This is a genomic window from Bradyrhizobium sp. 61, assembly GCF_023073075.1.
GTDB lineage: Bacteria > Pseudomonadota > Alphaproteobacteria > Rhizobiales > Xanthobacteraceae > Bradyrhizobium > Bradyrhizobium barranii.
The window spans coordinates 474,027-489,506 of the sequence record NZ_JADPIU010000084.1; the positions used below are offsets into that span (position 1 = coordinate 474,027).

At 65.2% G+C, this 15,480-nt stretch carries 16 protein-coding genes; 12 read left to right on the plus strand and 4 right to left on the minus strand.

The genetic code is table 11. The features are described from left to right. Positions 1–235 precede the first annotated feature (235 nt). The 4 genes from IVB46_RS35640 to IVB46_RS35655 form a co-directional block, all read right to left on the minus strand. Positions 236–400: a Flp family type IVb pilin gene (locus IVB46_RS35640; RefSeq protein ID WP_014496710.1), complete on the minus strand. Its 165-nt coding sequence runs from the start codon at positions 398–400 to the stop codon at positions 236–238. 217 nt (positions 401–617) lie between these two features. Then, the gene (locus IVB46_RS35645) at positions 618–797 is read right to left on the minus strand and encodes a hypothetical protein (protein ID WP_247308441.1); all 180 of its coding nucleotides are present in this window, start codon (positions 795–797) and stop codon (positions 618–620) included. A gap of 185 nt (positions 798–982) precedes the next feature. Next, positions 983–1,219 (minus strand): hypothetical protein, encoded by a 237-nt coding sequence (locus tag IVB46_RS35650; protein ID WP_166098405.1) that lies wholly within the window; start codon positions 1,217–1,219, stop codon positions 983–985. A 60-nt stretch (positions 1,220–1,279) separates the two neighbouring features. Next, the gene (locus tag IVB46_RS35655) at positions 1,280–2,266 is read right to left on the minus strand and encodes a Ku protein (protein ID WP_247308442.1); all 987 of its coding nucleotides are present in this window, start codon (positions 2,264–2,266) and stop codon (positions 1,280–1,282) included. Between the two features lie 235 nt (positions 2,267–2,501). Here IVB46_RS35655 and IVB46_RS35660 point away from each other — a divergent pair, with 235 nt between their 5' ends. From IVB46_RS35660 to IVB46_RS35715, 12 genes are all read left to right on the plus strand, one after another. After that, entirely contained in the window at positions 2,502–2,657 is a 156-nt protein-coding gene (locus IVB46_RS35660; RefSeq protein WP_247308443.1) for a hypothetical protein, read from the plus strand. A 235-nt stretch (positions 2,658–2,892) separates the two neighbouring features. After that, entirely contained in the window at positions 2,893–3,567 is a 675-nt protein-coding gene (locus IVB46_RS35665) for a response regulator transcription factor (RefSeq protein WP_014496705.1), read from the plus strand. A 92-nt stretch (positions 3,568–3,659) separates the two neighbouring features. Beyond that, on the plus strand, positions 3,660–5,036 hold the full coding sequence (locus tag IVB46_RS35670) for a sensor histidine kinase (protein WP_247308444.1): 1,377 nt from the start codon (positions 3,660–3,662) through the stop codon (positions 5,034–5,036). A 161-nt stretch (positions 5,037–5,197) separates the two neighbouring features. Next, positions 5,198–6,601 carry a hypothetical protein gene (locus IVB46_RS35675; RefSeq protein ID WP_063984548.1) on the plus strand — a complete coding sequence of 468 codons (1,404 nt, stop codon included), beginning with the start codon at positions 5,198–5,200 and terminating at the stop codon, positions 6,599–6,601. Between the two features lie 99 nt (positions 6,602–6,700). Then, positions 6,701–6,970 carry a hypothetical protein gene (locus IVB46_RS35680; RefSeq protein WP_166105927.1) on the plus strand — a complete coding sequence of 90 codons (270 nt, stop codon included), beginning with the start codon at positions 6,701–6,703 and terminating at the stop codon, positions 6,968–6,970. Between the two features lie 131 nt (positions 6,971–7,101). Continuing rightward, positions 7,102–8,211 (plus strand): c-type cytochrome biogenesis protein CcmI, encoded by a 1,110-nt coding sequence (ccmI, locus tag IVB46_RS35685; RefSeq protein WP_247308445.1) that lies wholly within the window; start codon positions 7,102–7,104, stop codon positions 8,209–8,211. Positions 8,212–8,248: 37 nt separating this feature from the next. Then, the gene (ccmE, locus tag IVB46_RS35690; RefSeq protein ID WP_063984547.1) at positions 8,249–8,758 is read left to right on the plus strand and encodes a cytochrome c maturation protein CcmE; all 510 of its coding nucleotides are present in this window, start codon (positions 8,249–8,251) and stop codon (positions 8,756–8,758) included. Next, positions 8,755–10,734, plus strand: coding sequence for a heme lyase CcmF/NrfE family subunit (locus IVB46_RS35695; RefSeq protein WP_247308446.1), 1,980 nt, complete (start codon positions 8,755–8,757; stop codon positions 10,732–10,734). Before ccmE ends, IVB46_RS35695 begins: the two co-directional genes overlap by 4 nt. Positions 10,735–10,738: 4 nt before the next feature. Further along, positions 10,739–11,221 (plus strand): cytochrome c-type biogenesis protein, encoded by a 483-nt coding sequence (locus tag IVB46_RS35700; protein ID WP_247308447.1) that lies wholly within the window; start codon positions 10,739–10,741, stop codon positions 11,219–11,221. A 128-nt stretch (positions 11,222–11,349) separates the two neighbouring features. Continuing rightward, positions 11,350–12,693: a HAMP domain-containing methyl-accepting chemotaxis protein gene (locus IVB46_RS35705; RefSeq protein ID WP_247308448.1), complete on the plus strand. Its 1,344-nt coding sequence runs from the start codon at positions 11,350–11,352 to the stop codon at positions 12,691–12,693. A gap of 219 nt (positions 12,694–12,912) precedes the next feature. Continuing rightward, positions 12,913–14,490, plus strand: a complete 1,578-nt coding sequence (locus IVB46_RS35710; RefSeq protein WP_028149896.1) for a Do family serine endopeptidase — start codon at positions 12,913–12,915, stop codon at positions 14,488–14,490. A gap of 274 nt (positions 14,491–14,764) precedes the next feature. Further along, the gene (locus IVB46_RS35715; protein ID WP_063986547.1) at positions 14,765–15,445 is read left to right on the plus strand and encodes a response regulator transcription factor; all 681 of its coding nucleotides are present in this window, start codon (positions 14,765–14,767) and stop codon (positions 15,443–15,445) included. Positions 15,446–15,480 lie beyond the last annotated feature (35 nt).

The window sequence follows — 15,480 nt, forward strand, 5'->3', positions numbered from 1 at the left end:
TGCTTGAAGGACGTTGCGTCGCGTCCGGGACACGATTTTGAGTGCGTTACGGGCCACGCACCGCTATTGCGATCGCAGCGAGGTAATCCAGAATTCCTCTGCGGGAGGCCTCTGGATTGCTTCGCTATCGCTCGCAATGACGAGATCGGGGAGGGAGCGTGCGTCGACGGACGCGCCGGAGTCGGCGCGTGCAGGGACGTCGCCTCAGGCCAGGGCGGCCGTTACGAGGCGGCCGTCACTTCAGCGACGAACTGATCGAGTTGAACTTGTTGTTGAGGAGCTGGCTGCCCGTGTTGTTCACGACGGTCACGATCGCCAGCGCAATGCCGGCGGCAATCAGGCCGTATTCGATGGCGGTTGCGCCAGTCTCATCGGCAAGGAAAGACCTAAGCAAAGTCATTGCCAACTCCTCTTCATCCGATCCAATGTGTGGCAGCGTCGTTTTCGGACTGGTAAATAGATCGAATAGATTTTTCTGCGCGGCGGAAGAATGAAGCCCGGGCGGTCGCGCCTCCGTCACATACGATGGCATCCATTAAATTAAGGTTCCATCGATCCATCCAAATGGATTCAAATCGACAGCCCCCCGCAAGGACACGCGGAAGCCGGTGCGCCTGTCAGGGCGTGATGGTCGGGCCTGGTGCAGCGGGGAGGCGGCGCTTCAGCACGGTCGCGAGACGGCCGACGAAGTCCTTCATCGTGCCCGGCTGCGGCCGCGGCGCCGTGCTCGCCGCCTGCTGGTGCTCAGGCGCGTCGTTCACGATGCTGATGTAGTTCTTTCTGACGTCCTGCTGCACGGGGGCACGCGAACCTTGGCTCGATCGGAGCCGGAACCATGCTGCGCATAAGGGGAACCAACGGTTAATTTTGTCGCCCGTAGGAATACCCTGTCGTGCTGGACACGAGGGCGCCGATTAACGGTTTGTTGAGCCTGTTCGTCACGGTCGGCACAGATGCCTGCCAGGGATGACAACCAAGGCTCTCATCGGCCGCGGCCGTCCGCATTCAGCGCCCGCAACATCGCGATGCGGGCGAACATTACCCAGCCGCCGCCTGTCTCGGCTGCGTTGATCAAGGTCTCGATGGCGGTCTGCCAGTGCACCTCGTGCTGTGCGTCCTCAGGCAGCTGCATGATGTAGTCCGCCGCGTCTTGCAGCGTCAGCAGCTTGCGCTTGTGACTTACGCGAACGGGATCGTCGAACGCCGTCGACCAGGGCATGTCAGGCCGGCCGATCGGCGAGGGGAGACATCACGGCGCGATCGCAGACGCGGATTGCGTCTAACCGGCCTTCTTCGCCCGCGCCGGCGCGCGCACCGGCTTGTCGGCCTTCTTGGGCGGCGCTTCCTTGGCTGCTGCTGTCTTGCCGCCCTTGCCGGCGATCGGCAGCAGCATCTCGCGCTGGCCCTCGACGCGCTTCTTCGGCTTCTTGCCCCTGACGGTCTCCCTGACGGCCTCCTTGGCGGCCTTGGCCGCAGGCGCCATGTCCTTCTCGCTGGCGATGCTCTTCTTCAGCGCGTCCATCAGGTTGATGACGTTGCCGCCGGTCTTCGGCGCGGCCTTCGCCGCGATCGGTGCACCGCTGCGCTTCTTGTTGATGAGGTCGATCAGCGCCGTCTCGTAATGGTCCTCGAACAGCTCGGGCTCGAACGCGCCGGACTTCTTCTCGACGATGTGCTTGGCGAGGTCGAGCATGTCCCTGGTCAGCTTCACGTCCTGGATGTCGTCGAAATATTCCTTCTCACTGCGGACCTCGTAGGGATAGCGCAGCAGCGTGCCCATCAGGCCGCTCTCGAGCGGCTCCAGCGCGATGATGTGCTCGCGGTTGGTCAGCACGACGCGACCGATCGCGACCTTGTCCATGGTGCGGATGGTCTCGCGGATCACCGCGAAGGCGTCGTGGCCGACCTTGCCGTCAGGCACGAGATAATAGGGGCGGATCAAATAGCGGCTGTCGATATCGGTCTTCGGCACGAACTCGTCGATCTCGATCGTGTGCGTGGAGTCCAGCGCGATGTCGTCGAGCTCGTCCTTGGTGACCTCGATATAGGTGTCGGTGTCGACCTTGTAGCCCTTGACGATGTCCTCGGAGGTCACCTCGTCGCCGGTCTCGGCGTCGACCTTGAGGTACTTGATCCGGTGGCCGGTCTTGCGGTTGATCTGGTTGAACGAGACCTTCTCGGTATCCGAAGTGGCCGGATACAGCGCGACCGGGCAGGTCACGAGCGACAGACGCAGAAAACCCTTCCAATTGGCGCGGGGGGCCATGGGCTACTCCAAACGCAACGGGGACAGAGGACGAGGATACCATCGGGGAACAACGAATCATAGCAAGGCGGATTGCGGAATCTTGCAACTGCGTTAACCGGCCGCCCGGCGCGCGGTTGCAGCCCGATGCAGCGGCAAAAACCGGAACATCATATCCAATCACGCGTTGGCTCAAGACATCAGGCCGCGAGGGGGGCGCGGCCACCGCAGCCGACATCCAGAGATTGAGGGCATTATGGCAGCCACGCGAGAGCACGATCAGATCGTCGAAACCGCCACCGAGGCGCGTCAGGGCGAGCCCGGGCCGTCAGTGGCGGCCCTGCTTACCATCTCGACCGGGCTCGCGGTCCTGATCCTTGCCGTCATCTGGTTCGTGTTCTTCCGGACCTGACGGCCGATCGAGGGGACGGTTCGGACCTTCCGACTCGCCGCGTAACGCGGCACATTGCGCCCGCCACGCCCGCCGGCTCGTCCGGTGGCTGCCTGGCGGGCGCCGTCGCGTCGGCGCTTGAGAAGCTCTATATGACCAAAAAGTAACGCGGCCGGTTCCCCGTGTTCATATTCAGTTCACGCCGGAATTGCTCATCTCTGGCGATCGATTGTGCAGTCTATTTCTGGAGAGAAGCGTGCGCCTGCTTGTTGTTGAGGACGACCCCGATCTCAATCGGCAGCTCACCAAGGCGCTGACCGACGCCGGCTACGTCGTCGATCGTGCCTTCGACGGCGAGGAGGGGCATTATCTCGGCGATAATGAGCCCTACGATGCCGTTGTGCTCGACATCGGCCTGCCGAAGAAGGACGGCATCTCGGTGCTGGAAGCCTGGCGCCGTAACGGCCGCACCATGCCGGTCCTGATCCTCACCGCGCGCGACCGCTGGAGCGACAAGGTCCAGGGGTTCGATGCTGGCGCCGACGATTACGTGCCGAAGCCGTTCCATCTCGAGGAGGTGCTGGCGCGCATCCGCGCGCTGCTGCGCCGCTCCACCGGCCATGCCCAGAGCGAATTGAGTTGCGGCCCCGTCACGCTCGACACCAGGACCGGGCGGGTCAGCGTTTCCGGCAATCCCGTCAAGATGACCTCGCACGAATATCGGCTTCTGGCCTACCTGATGCACCATTCGGGGCGCGTCGTATCCCGCACCGAGCTGGTCGAGCACCTCTACGACCAGGACTTCGACCGCGACTCCAACACCATCGAGGTTTTCGTCGGCCGCATCCGCAAGAAGCTCGACGTCGACATCATCCAGACCGTCCGCGGCCTCGGCTATCTCCTGACCCCGCCGCCTGCTCCCGGCGCTTGAGGCGTCAGGACTTGACGGCCGGCCGAACAGGGGCCTTGGTCCGGTCATGACGTCCGACGCCCCGCCCCCCTGCGCCTGCCGGGATCCTTCCGATGGCCGCTAGCTCGCTTGCCAACCGCCTGTTCCTATCGGCGACGGCGTGGCTCGTGGTGATCCTGGCCATCACCGGGGTGGTGCTGTCGTCGGTCTACAAGAACGCCACCGAGCGCGCCTTCGACCGCCGGCTCAATCTCTATCTGCGCACCCTCATCGCCGAGGTCGCGACCCCCGACGAGCCGCCGGACCGTCAGTTCCAGTCGCTCGGCGAGCCCCTGTTCGAGCTGCCGCTGTCGGGCTGGTACTGGCAGATCACGCGGACCGATACCGAAAAGCCGGAGGTGCGCTCCTCGCGCTCGCTCTGGGACAAGAAGCTGCCGAAGCTGGAGGAGCAGGGCACCGAGCTCACCGCCGCCGGCATTCGCCTCGCCTATGTCGACGGGCCCGAGGGACAGAACCTGCGCATGGTGGAGCGGCCGGTCGATCTCGGCGCGGACGGCAAATATCTGGTCAGCGTCGCCGGTGACGACACCGAGATTTTCGACGAGACGCGGAGCTTCGACTACTACCTCGGCGGCACCTTCACCGCGCTCGGCATCGTGCTGCTGCTGACCACGGTGTTCCAGGTGAGGTTCGGTCTTGCGCCGCTCAAGCGCATCTCGGAATCTATCGCCGACATCCGCTCGGGGCGGGCGGAGCGGCTCGAAGGTGAATTCCCGGTCGAGATCGCGCCGTTGGCGCGCGAGACCAACGCGCTGATCGATGCCAATCGCGAGATCGTCGAGCGCGCGCGCACCCATGTCGGCAATCTCGCCCATGCGATCAAGACGCCGCTCTCGGTGATCGTGAATGAGGCCGGCACGCACGCCACCGAGCCGTTCGCAGCCAAGGTGATGGAGCAGGCGGACGTGATGCGCGACCAGCTCGCCCATCATCTGGAGCGCGCGCGCATCGCGGCACGCGTCTCGGTGGTCGCGACCGTGACGGAGGTCGCACCCGTCATCGAGGCGCTGCGGCGGACCATGGAGAAGATCCATCGCGATCGCGGGATACTGGTCGAGGCCAAGGCCGATCCGTCCGCAAAGTTTCGCGGCGAGCGGCAAGATCTGGAGGAGATGGTCGGCAATCTCGTCGACAATGCCTGCAAATGGGCGGCCTCGCAGGTCTTCATCGAGGTTCTGGTGGAAGTGCCGCACCAGACGGGCACCGGCCCGCGCCTGCGGATCATCGTCGACGACGATGGCCGCGGCCTGTCGGAGGCCGAGCGCGCCCAGGTCTCCCGGCGCGGCCAGCGGCTCGACGAGTCCAAGCCCGGCTCGGGGCTCGGCCTGTCCATCGTGACCGACCTCGCCGCGCTCTATGGCGGCAGCCTCTCGCTCGCGGGCGCCCCGACCGGTGGCCTGCGGGCGGAGCTGGTCCTCCCCGGAATATAATCCTTTGTTCCGGCACGACTATTTGGCTGGTCCGGTACCGATCCGGACGAAACCGGAGCTATTTCGGAGCGACTTCCTAAACGGCTTCTTAAGTGGGCCCCATCTATGATCGCGCAGGACGCATCCTACGTCTGCCATTTTATCGTGCATCACCCGGGCGCATGAGCCAGACATCGATCGAGCGGCTGAGGGAATATCTCGCGCAGCTCCCGCCGCAGTCGCAGGCGCTGCTGATGCGGGAGTTCGAGCGCGCGCTCGAGCGTGGCCAGGACACGGCGGTGGCGACCCTCGTGCTCGAGCAGCTGCGCAAGATCGTTCGCAAGACCGAAGTCGACGAGGCTGCGCCGCCGCGCACGGACGATCTGTCGCGGCTGTTGTTCCAGGTGCTGGAACCGTTCCTGGTCGAGACGGGCGCCCCTGTCAGGGTCGGCCAGATCCGTCGCTCCTCGCTGCATCCGATCTGGCAATGGCTCGGTCGCGATGGCGCCCCCGACAAGGTCAACGAATTCGAGGCGGCGCTGGCGCGCATGCCGGCTTCAGACAGTGCAGGGCAGGTCGAAGCCCTCGCCGCGAAGCTCCAGGCCGTGGCCGCGGATGCCATCTTCGGGCTGACGGGTCCCGGCGGCGGCGACAAGTCGCGCGCGCTCGCCCGCGTCGGCCCGCCTAACGTGATCGAGGACCTCTATTCGATCGGAGCGGTGCTTCAGGTCCGGGAGGCCATCGCTACGCTGAACGAGAAGCTGCCGCGCTTCCTGCGTGCCTTCGGCGAAGCCCAGATCGCGTCAGTGACGTCCACGCTCAACATCCCCGCGCTCCAGACGCCGCAGATGCTGCCCTTCGCGCTGTCGATGGTCGTGCAGCGGATGACCGCGCCGTGGCAGATCATCCGCCTCGCCATCAAGATTGCCGCGTCCGACGACGAGATCCGCGTCGCGGCGACGCCCTACGGCGTGGCCGTCACGATCGCTTTGCATGATTTGTCCTGCGTTGCCGCGATCCTGCGCATGGACATCAAGCGCGGCCATTTCGAGAACGTCGCCGACAATCTCAAGGCGCTGCATGACGGCGTGCGCGGTCTTCGCACGGAGCTCGATCTGCGCAACGATTCCGTCTGGGGCAAGCAGCTGACCTCGATCCGGGCCGACATCTCCAATGCGCTGCAATCGGAGATCGACAGCGTTCCCGGCCGCGTTCGCCGCATCCTGCGCCAGCGCGCCGAGAAGGATATTCCGCCGGGGGCGCGGATCGACAGCACCGAGGTCGAGGAAACCGCGGCGCTGATCGATTTCGTCGCGACCTGCCGCAACTACGCGAGCGAGCTTGCGATCAACGAGGTGACGCTGCGCACCTATTCCGATCTCCAGCAATATGTCGAACGCTCGACCGAGCAGTTGGTGCAGTCGCTGCGAGCGGCCGATCACAAGGTCCGCACCTATCGGCAGCAGCAGGTGCAGGCCGCGATCCGCTTCTGCCAGGTGCTGTTCGGCGATGATTACGCGTCGCTGATGAGCCGCGCCGCGGAGAACGCGGCCACGGGCGAGCGCAAATCGTCGCGGGCAAGCTGATCAAGCGCATTTTTTTGTGATCACAATTTGTGGTTGACGGTGCCGGTGGCGGGCCCTACGGTCGCCGTGCAAATTTTTGGAATTTCTATCTGTGGGCGCATGAAACCCCTTATCAGCTCCATCGAAATTGAAAACCGCGTCATTGTCGCCAAGTATCAGAGGCTGATGGTTGGCGCGAAGGTGGTGCTGATCGAGAAGGCAAGCGGCCGGCAACTGCCTGAGACCGTCACCAGGGTTGCATCGCCCGTTCCCGTCGGGGCGTTGCGCATCAAATTGCCTGAAGCAATCGAGCCGGGAACATACTTCCTGAGGGCCTTCAACGGGCACGGCGAGGACGCCGCTCAAAGCGCGGACTTCGAGATCGGTTAAGCCGTTGGATTTTCACAGTTTCGGGACTGTGTGCGGTCGCGCCGAATTGACAATTGTCAATTGCCGCATCGTCCGGCCGTGGTGTAAAGCCACCTATCGGCGCGGTTCGCGCGCCGCCGGAAGCTTGCCAGATGACGCTATGGTTCGTGTTCGCGCTGATGACGGTCGCGGCGATTTTCGCCGTGCTTCTGCCGCTCGGCCGTAGCGGACGCGCGCAAAATCAGGGGAGCGAGGTCGCGGTCTACAAGGACCAGCTGGCCGAGATCGAGCGTGATCTCGCCGCAGGACTGATCGCCGCGCCGGAAGCCGAGGCCGCACGTGTCGAGATCAGCCGCAGGCTGCTTGCCGCGGCCGGGAGCGAGCCTGCATCGGAACCGACATCGAGCCTCAAATGGCGCCGCGCGGCGGCTGTGCTGGCGCTTGCCGGCCTGCCGCTCATTGCGATTGGCGTCTACATGCCGCTCGGCTCGCCCAGGCTCCAGGACTTTCCCCTGGCGCAGCGGGAGCGCGGGGCCGGGTCCGGCATGGCGCTCGAGAATCTCGTCGTGCAGGTCGAGCAGCATCTGGAAAAGAATCCGACCGACGGGCGCGGCTGGAACGTGCTCGCGCCGGTGCTGGTGCGGCTCGGCCGCTTCGACGATGCGGTGCGCGCCTATCGCAACTCGCTCACCTACAATGGCGAGAGTTCGGAGCGCCGGGCCGATCTCGGCGAGGCGATCGCGGCTGCTGCCGGCGGTGTGGTGACCGCCGAGGCCAAGACCGAATTCGAGCGCGCGCGTGGCCTGAACGCGGACGATCCCAAGGCGAACTATTTCCTCGGGCTTGCCGCCGAGCAGGATGGCCGCAAGGACGATGCCGCCAACATCTGGCGCTCACTGCTGGCGAAAGCGCCGGCGGATGCGCCGTGGCGTCCTCTGGTGCAGACCTCGCTGGCGCGGGTCGGCGGCGGTGGCGCTACGATGCCGGCGCTGTCGGACGAGACGATTGCAGCCTCCAAGGACATGAACGAGGGCGATCGCAACGCGATGGTGCGCGGCATGGTCGAACGCCTGGCCACCCGGCTGAAGCAGAACGGCGATGATGTCGAGGGTTGGCTGCGCCTGGTGCGCGCCTATCTCGTGATGGGCGATCGTGACAAGGCAATGGGCGCTTCGACCGACGCCCGACAGGCGGTTGCCAACGACGCCGCGCGGCTGCGCCAGCTCAACGAAGGCCTCAAGACTCTCGGGCTCGACGGATGACGATGTCGGGACGAGGCGAGCGGAGAACGGATACGCCATGACGCGCAAGCAGCGACGTATGACCATCATCGGCGGCTCCCTCGCAGTGCTCGCGCTTGCGGCCGCGCTGGTGCTCAACGCTCTGCGCGACTCCATCGTGTTCTTCTCGACGCCGACGATGGTCGCCGAAAAACACGTCGAGCCCGGCAAGCGGTTTCGTCTCGGCGGCCTGGTGCAGCCCGGCTCGCTCCAGCGCGGCGACAATCTCGCCGTAACCTTCGAGGTTGCCGACGGCGGCGCCAAGCTGCCGGTCGCCTACAAGGGCATCCTGCCCGACCTGTTCCGTGAAGGGCAGGGCGTGGTCGCCGAAGGCGCGCTCGACGCCAACGGCGTGTTCAAGGCCGACACCGTGCTCGCCAAGCACGACGAGACCTACATGCCCAAGGAAGTCGCCGATGCCCTGAAGAAGCAGGGGCATTGGAAGGACGATTACGGCGCCAAGGCTTCTGATAGCGTCAAGCCCGCGGCGACGACCGCGCAGGGCAACCCGCAGGGAGCAGTGCGTTGATCGCGGAATCCGGACACTACGCGCTGGTGCTGGCCCTTGGCCTGGCGCTGATCCAGTCCATCGTGCCGCTGATCGGTGCGCGCTTGCGCGATGCCGCGCTGATGAACGTGGCGCGCTCCGCCGCGCTGGCGCAGCTGCTGTTCGTCGGTGCGTCGTTCGTGGCTCTCGTGATACTGCACGTGAACTCGGATTTCTCCGTCGCCAACGTCTACGAGAACTCCCATTCGATGAAGCCGCTGATCTACAAGATCACCGGCGTGTGGGGGAACCATGAAGGCTCGATGCTGCTGTGGGTGTCGATCCTGGCGCTGTTCGGCGGAATGGTCGCCGCCTTCGGTAACAATCTGCCGCTGTCGCTGCGCGCGCATGTGCTGGCCGTGCAGGCGTGGATCGCCAGTGCGTTCTATCTCTTCATCCTGGTCACATCGAATCCGTTCCTGCGTATCGCCAATCCGCCGATCGAGGGACGCGATCTCAATCCGGTGCTCCAGGACATCGGCCTCGCCGTGCATCCGCCGATGCTCTATCTCGGCTATGTCGGCTTCTCGATCTCGTTCTCCTTCGCCATCGCGGCGCTGATGGAGGGGCGGATCGACGCGGCCTGGGCGCGCTGGGTGCGGCCGTGGACGCTGGTGGCCTGGATCTTCCTGACCCTCGGCATCGCGATGGGGTCGTACTGGGCCTATTACGAGCTCGGCTGGGGCGGCTGGTGGTTCTGGGATCCGGTCGAGAACGCCTCGCTGATGCCGTGGCTCGCCGGCACGGCGCTGCTGCACTCGGCGCTGGTGATGGAGAAGCGCAACGCGCTGAAGGTCTGGACCATCCTGCTGTCGATCCTGACCTTCTCGCTGTCGCTGCTCGGCACCTTCCTGGTGCGTTCGGGCGTCATCACCTCCGTGCACGCTTTCGCCACCGATCCGACGCGCGGCGTGTTCATCCTGCTGATCCTCTGCCTGTTCATCGGTGGCAGCCTGTCGCTGTTCGCAGGGCGCGCGACCTCGTTGAAGCAGGGCGGCCTGTTCGCGCCGATCTCGCGCGAGGGCGCGCTGGTCTTGAACAATCTGCTGCTCAGCGTAGCCTGCGCGGTCGTGCTGTTCGGCACGCTCTATCCGCTGGCGATGGAAGCGCTCGACTTCAAGATGTCGGTCGGCGCGCCCTTCTACAATCTCACCTTCGTCCCGCTGTTCGCGCTGCTGCTGCTCGTGGTGCCGTTCGGGCCGATGCTGGCGTGGAAGCGCGGCGATCTGCTCGGCGTCACCCAGCGGCTGCTTGCGGCGGGCGTTGCCGCGCTCGTTGTGATCGCCATCGTCTGGGCCTGGACCCGTGGTGGCAGTGCGCTGGCACCATTGGCAATTGGGCTTGGAGTCTTCGTCATCGCCGGTGCCGTGACCGATCTGTCCGAACGGACCGGTTTGTTCCGCCTGCCGTTCGCAACGACGCTGCACCGGGCCCGCGGCCTGCCGCGTTCGGCCTGGGGTTCTGTGTTTGCCCATGCGGGCCTCGGCGTCGCGCTGATCGGGATCGTCTGCGAGACCACCTGGAACAGCGAGTATATCGCGACCATGAAGCAGAACGACGTTGCACACGTCGCCGGCTATGATCTCAAGCTCGACGGCCTGTCCCAGCGTCAGGGGCCGAACTTCCGCGAGATGATCGCCGAGTTCAACGTCAGCCGCGACGGTGAGAAGATCAGCGTCATGACGCCGTCCAAGCGCAACTTCACGACGCGCGGGTCCTCGACCACTGAGGCCGCATTGCTGACGCGCGGCGCGAGCCAGCTCTACGTTTCCCTCGGCGACGCGACTGCCGATGGCGCCATTGCGGTGCGCATCTATCACAAGCCGCTGGTGCTGCTGATCTGGTGGGGACCGGTGCTCATGGCCTTTGGCGGCATGCTGTCGCTGTCCGATCGGCGCCTGCGGGTCGGCGCACCGAAGCCGGCGCGGGCCAAGCAGCGCCTTCAGCCGGCGGAGTGATCCGATGCGGCGGATGATGGTCACGATCGTTGCGCTCATGCTGCTGGCTTTGCCCGCCGCCCACGCCGTGCAGCCCGACGAGATCATGTCGGATCCCGCGAAGGAGGCACGCGCGCGCGACCTATCGCGCGAGCTGCGCTGCATGGTCTGCCAGAACCAGTCGATCGACGATTCCGACGCGCCGCTGGCGCGCGATTTGCGGCTGCTGGTGCGCGAGCGGATCGCTGCCGGCGACAGCAATTCGCAGGTGCTCGACTTCCTGGTCGCGCGCTATGGCGAGTTCGTGCTGCTCAAGCCGCGCTTCGAGCGGCAGACCGTGTTGTTGTGGCTGCTCGCGCCGCTGCTGCTGATCGGCGGCGGCCTGGCGCTCTGGCTGCAAATCCGCCGGCGCGCGCGAAGCGGTGCAGACCTACCAGCTCCGCCGCTCACTGCGGATGAAGAGGCACGGCTCACAGCCTTGATGTCGGACGAGACGAAGTCGTCCTAGCGACTTCAAGTCGTCCCGGCCTACGTAATGATACGTAGGCCGTCTGCGGCCGCGTGTTTCATGCTCTGTTGACCTTTGTCTGGAAGCTTGTCGCGAAATTCGATTCCAGATTTTTGAGTCCTCAGCCGATGTTCACGAACAGCAATCTGACGATCCGCTTCCTGGTCGGCGCCGTCGTCGCTGCATTATTGTTCCTGCTGGGCATCGGCGGCGGCACCGGCTTCGTCGCGGTGCTCTACCTCAACAACGAGATCACCAGCCTGTCGTCGGATTTCGCCGCGCTGAGCGGCCCCGCGCGCGAGCATGCAATGCTGATCTACCAGCAGGCGCAGGCGGCATTCTCCTATTTTCTGATCGCCTGCGGCGTGATCGCGGTGGTCGCTGTCGCGATCTGCCTCACTACCTGGTTCGCTGTGCGCAACGGCATCCTCAATCCGCTGGCGGCGATTGTGCACGCCATGCGTGAGGTCGCCGATCAGAAATTCGAGACGCCTGTTCCGGGCCTCGGCGGTACCAACGAGATCGGCCTGCTCGCCGGCGCACTGGAAGTGTTCAAGACAAACGGCTTGGAGCGGCGGCGCCTCACCGAGCAGCAATTACACGAAGCGCAGCATCAGGCCGAGCGGTCGAAATTCCTGGACGCCCGGATCAAGCGCTTCAACGATCTCGTTGCCAGCGTGGTCGACAGCGTGGCGTCCTCGGCCGCGCACCTGAAGAGCAATGCCGAAACGCTGTCACGGACGGCCAACGACACGAGCTCCAAGGCCAATGCGGTCGCGAGCGCGGCGAACCAGGCCAGCGCCAGCGTGCAGATCGTCGCGGGCTCGGCCGAGGAGATGACGAACTCGATCGGCACGATCAGCCGCCGCGTCACCGACGCGACGCAGCGTGCCGAAGGCGCGGCGACGCAGGCCGAGAAGAGCCGCGACACCATCCACACGCTGTCGGATGCCGCCGACAAGATCGGCGAGGTCGTGCAGCTCGTGCAGGCGATCGCCTCGCAGACCAACCTGCTGGCGCTCAACGCCACCATCGAGGCGGCGCGGGCTGGGGACGCCGGCAAGGGTTTTGCCGTGGTTGCCTCCGAAGTGAAGAGCCTCGCGCACCAGACCAGCAAGGCGACGGAGGAGATCACCTCGCACGTCGCCAGCATCCAGGGCATCACCGCGGAGACGCGCGGCGCGATCGACGGCATCTCGAAGACGCTGTCGGAGATCTCGTCGATCATGTCGGGCATCGAGGTCGACACCGCCCAGCAGCGCAACGCCACGCAGGACATCACCCGCAGCGCGCAGGATGCCGCGCATGGAACGCTGGACGTCTCCAACCACATCGTCCAGATCACCTCGACGTCGGCGGAGACCGGCCGCATGGCGGCCGAAGCGCGCGATTCCGCCGTCGATCTGTCGCAGCAGGCCGAAACCCTGAAGCGTGAAGTCGACGAATTCATCGTCAGCGTGAGGGCGAGCTGATCTCGCCAAAGGCGTGTTCGACGCTCGTCAGGGGAACTCGATTAAGTTCCTGTAAGGCCACGACTTTCGGCGTGCGATAAACTGCCGCAACGGCGCGACCCTTCATTACAAAAGTTTAACCCCGCCGCCAGCGCACGGTAAGGCGGGAGCCCCCATCTTCATGTCCGTAACGTGCTGCCATCCGGCACCGAAAGAATTCAAGGCCTTGGAGATTCCTGCATGACCGACCGTCCCGACCTCACGAACCTTCCGTCCTACCGGCCGCCCCGCCGGTCGGTTTTCTCCGCGCGCAGGATCGCGCTGATGGCTTCGGTCGTCGCTGGCCTCGGGATTGCCGTCCACGGCTTCAGCCCGTCGACCTCGCCGAGCGAGCTGTTCTCCAGCCCGGCGCATGCGCAGGTCAACAACGAGGTCCGGAAGGTTGAGCGTCCGGTCGGGTTCGCCGACATCGTCGAGCGCGTGAAACCGTCGGTGATCTCGGTGAAGGTCAATATCAAGGAGAAGACCGCGAGCAACGACGATGGCGATGATTCCTCCTCGCCGTTCCAGCCGGGCTCGCCGATGGAGCGCTTCTTCCGCCGCTTCGGCGGTCCGGATGGTTTCCCGGGCCAGAAGGGTGGCCGCGGCCGCGTCGTGCAGGGCCAGGGCTCCGGCTTCTTCATCTCCGCCGACGGTTTTGCCGTGACCAACAACCACGTGGTCGACGGCGCCGACAAGGTCGAGGTCACGACCGACGACGGCAAGACCTATACTGCCAAGGTGATCGGCACCGACCAGCGCACTGACCTCGCCCTCATCAAGGTCGAGGGCAGCTCGAACTTCCCGTTCGCCAAGCTCGCCGACAGCAAGCCGCGGATCGGCGACTGGGTGCTCGCGGTCGGCAATCCCTTCGGCCTCGGCGGCACCGTGACTGCGGGCATCGTCTCGGCCAGCGGCCGCGACATCGGCAACGGTCCCTATGACGATTTCATCCAGATCGATGCGCCCGTGAACAAGGGCAATTCCGGTGGTCCCGCTTTCGACACCAATGGCGAGGTGATGGGCGTCAATACCGCGATCTACTCGCCCTCCGGCGGCAGCGTCGGCATCGCGTTCTCGATTCCCGCGAGCACCGTGAAGAGCGTGGTGGCCCAGCTCAAGGACAAGGGCTCGGTCAGCCGCGGCTGGATCGGCGTCCAGATCCAGCCGGTGACGTCCGATATCGCCGACAGCCTCGGCATGAAGAAGGCCGAAGGTGCGCTGGTGGCGGAGCCGCAGGCGAACGGTCCGGCGGCGAAGGCCGGCATCGAGTCCGGCGACGTGATCACATCGGTCAACGGCGAATCCGTCAAGGATGCCCGCGAGCTTGCCCGCACCATCGGCGGCATGGCGCCCGGCGCGACCGTGAAGCTCAACGTGTTGCACAAGGGCCAGGACAAGGTCGTGAACCTCACCCTCGGCCAGCTGCCGAACACGATCGAGGCCAAGGCCGACACCGACAAGGATAGCGGCAAGGGTGCGAGCCGTGGCACCGACGTGCCCAAGCTCGGCATGACCGTCGCGCCCGCCGACTCAGTGGCTGGCGCCGGCAAGGAAGGTGTCGTGGTCACCGAAGTCGATCCGAAGAGCGCCGCGGCCGAACGCGGCTTCAAGGAAGGCGACGTCATTCTCGAAGTCGGCGGCAAGAGCGTGAGCACCGCCGGCGAAGTCCGCGACGCCATCAACACGGCGCGGACCGACAACAAGAACAGCGTCCTGATGCGCGTGAAGAGCGGCGGCCAGTCGCGCTTCGTCGCCGTGCCCATCGCCAAGGGCTAAGCCTTCAGGAGGTCTACGAGATGAGGGGTGTCGCCGGCATCAGTCGCCCCCGCCGCCGACGCCCTTCGGGGGAGCAGCGTAAGGCCCGCTCCCCCAGCCTACCTTCCGGTGGAATTACGCCCCCCTCCGTCGGAAGGCCTAGGGCGGTGAGGTCCCCCCAGCTTCACCGCCCGCCTTTTTGCCTACCCAAGTCCCGTTTGCTTGGCTTGCATGCGATTGCCGCTCGCGCCATGTTCAGGAAAGGTTGACCCCCTTGACCGCCGCCGAACGCACGATGCGCCTCCTCATCATCGAAGACGACCGCGAATCCGCCGACTATCTCGTGAAGGCGTTTCGTGAAGTCGGACACATTGCCGACCACGCCGCCGACGGCGAGGAAGGCCTCGCCATGGCCGAGAGCGGCGATTACGACGTGCTGGTGGTCGACCGCATGCTGCCCAAGCGTGACGGCCTGTCCCTGATCGGCGCGTTGCGCGACAAGGGCGACTCGTCGCCGGTGCTGATTCTCTCCGCGCTCGGGCAGGTCGACGATCGCATCAAGGGTCTGCGCGCCGGCGGCGACGACTATCTGCCGAAGCCTTATTCCTTTGCCGAGCTGCTGGCCCGGGTCGAAGTGCTGTCACGGCGCCGCGGCGGTCCGGCCGAGGACACGCTCTACCGCGTCGGCGATCTCGAGCTCGACCGGCTGTCCCATCGCGTCGCCCGCGGCAAGGACGAGCTGACGCTCCAGCCGCGCGAATTCCGCCTGCTCGAATACCTCATGAAGCATGCCGGCCAGGTGGTGACGCGCACCATGCTGCTGGAGAACGTCTGGGACTACCATTTCGATCCGCAGACCAACGTGATCGACGTGCACATTTCGCGGCTGCGCTCCAAGATCGACAAGGGTTTCGAGCGGCCGCTGCTGCACACGATCCGCGGCGCCGGATATATGATCCGGGATGGGATACGTTAAAGCTTTGGATACTCTTCAATACGCAAGGCACTGAG

Coding starts and splice junctions, on each gene's coding strand:
- IVB46_RS35655 (WP_247308442.1), bottom strand. CDS start 2,266: ATGGCCCCCCGCGCCAATTGGAAGGGTTTTCTGCGTCTGTCGCTCGTG.
- IVB46_RS35700 (WP_247308447.1), top strand. CDS start 10,739: ATGCGGCGGATGATGGTCACGATCGTTGCGCTCATGCTGCTGGCTTTG.
- ccmE (WP_063984547.1), top strand. CDS start 8,249: ATGACGCGCAAGCAGCGACGTATGACCATCATCGGCGGCTCCCTCGCA.
- IVB46_RS35705 (WP_247308448.1), top strand. CDS start 11,350: ATGTTCACGAACAGCAATCTGACGATCCGCTTCCTGGTCGGCGCCGTC.
- IVB46_RS35640 (WP_014496710.1), bottom strand. CDS start 400: ATGACTTTGCTTAGGTCTTTCCTTGCCGATGAGACTGGCGCAACCGCC.
- ccmI (WP_247308445.1), top strand. CDS start 7,102: ATGACGCTATGGTTCGTGTTCGCGCTGATGACGGTCGCGGCGATTTTC.
- IVB46_RS35680 (WP_166105927.1), top strand. CDS start 6,701: ATGAAACCCCTTATCAGCTCCATCGAAATTGAAAACCGCGTCATTGTC.
- IVB46_RS35670 (WP_247308444.1), top strand. CDS start 3,660: ATGGCCGCTAGCTCGCTTGCCAACCGCCTGTTCCTATCGGCGACGGCG.
- IVB46_RS35675 (WP_063984548.1), top strand. CDS start 5,198: ATGAGCCAGACATCGATCGAGCGGCTGAGGGAATATCTCGCGCAGCTC.
- IVB46_RS35660 (WP_247308443.1), top strand. CDS start 2,502: ATGGCAGCCACGCGAGAGCACGATCAGATCGTCGAAACCGCCACCGAG.
- IVB46_RS35650 (WP_166098405.1), bottom strand. CDS start 1,219: ATGCCCTGGTCGACGGCGTTCGACGATCCCGTTCGCGTAAGTCACAAG.
- IVB46_RS35715 (WP_063986547.1), top strand. CDS start 14,765: ATGCGCCTCCTCATCATCGAAGACGACCGCGAATCCGCCGACTATCTC.
- IVB46_RS35710 (WP_028149896.1), top strand. CDS start 12,913: ATGACCGACCGTCCCGACCTCACGAACCTTCCGTCCTACCGGCCGCCC.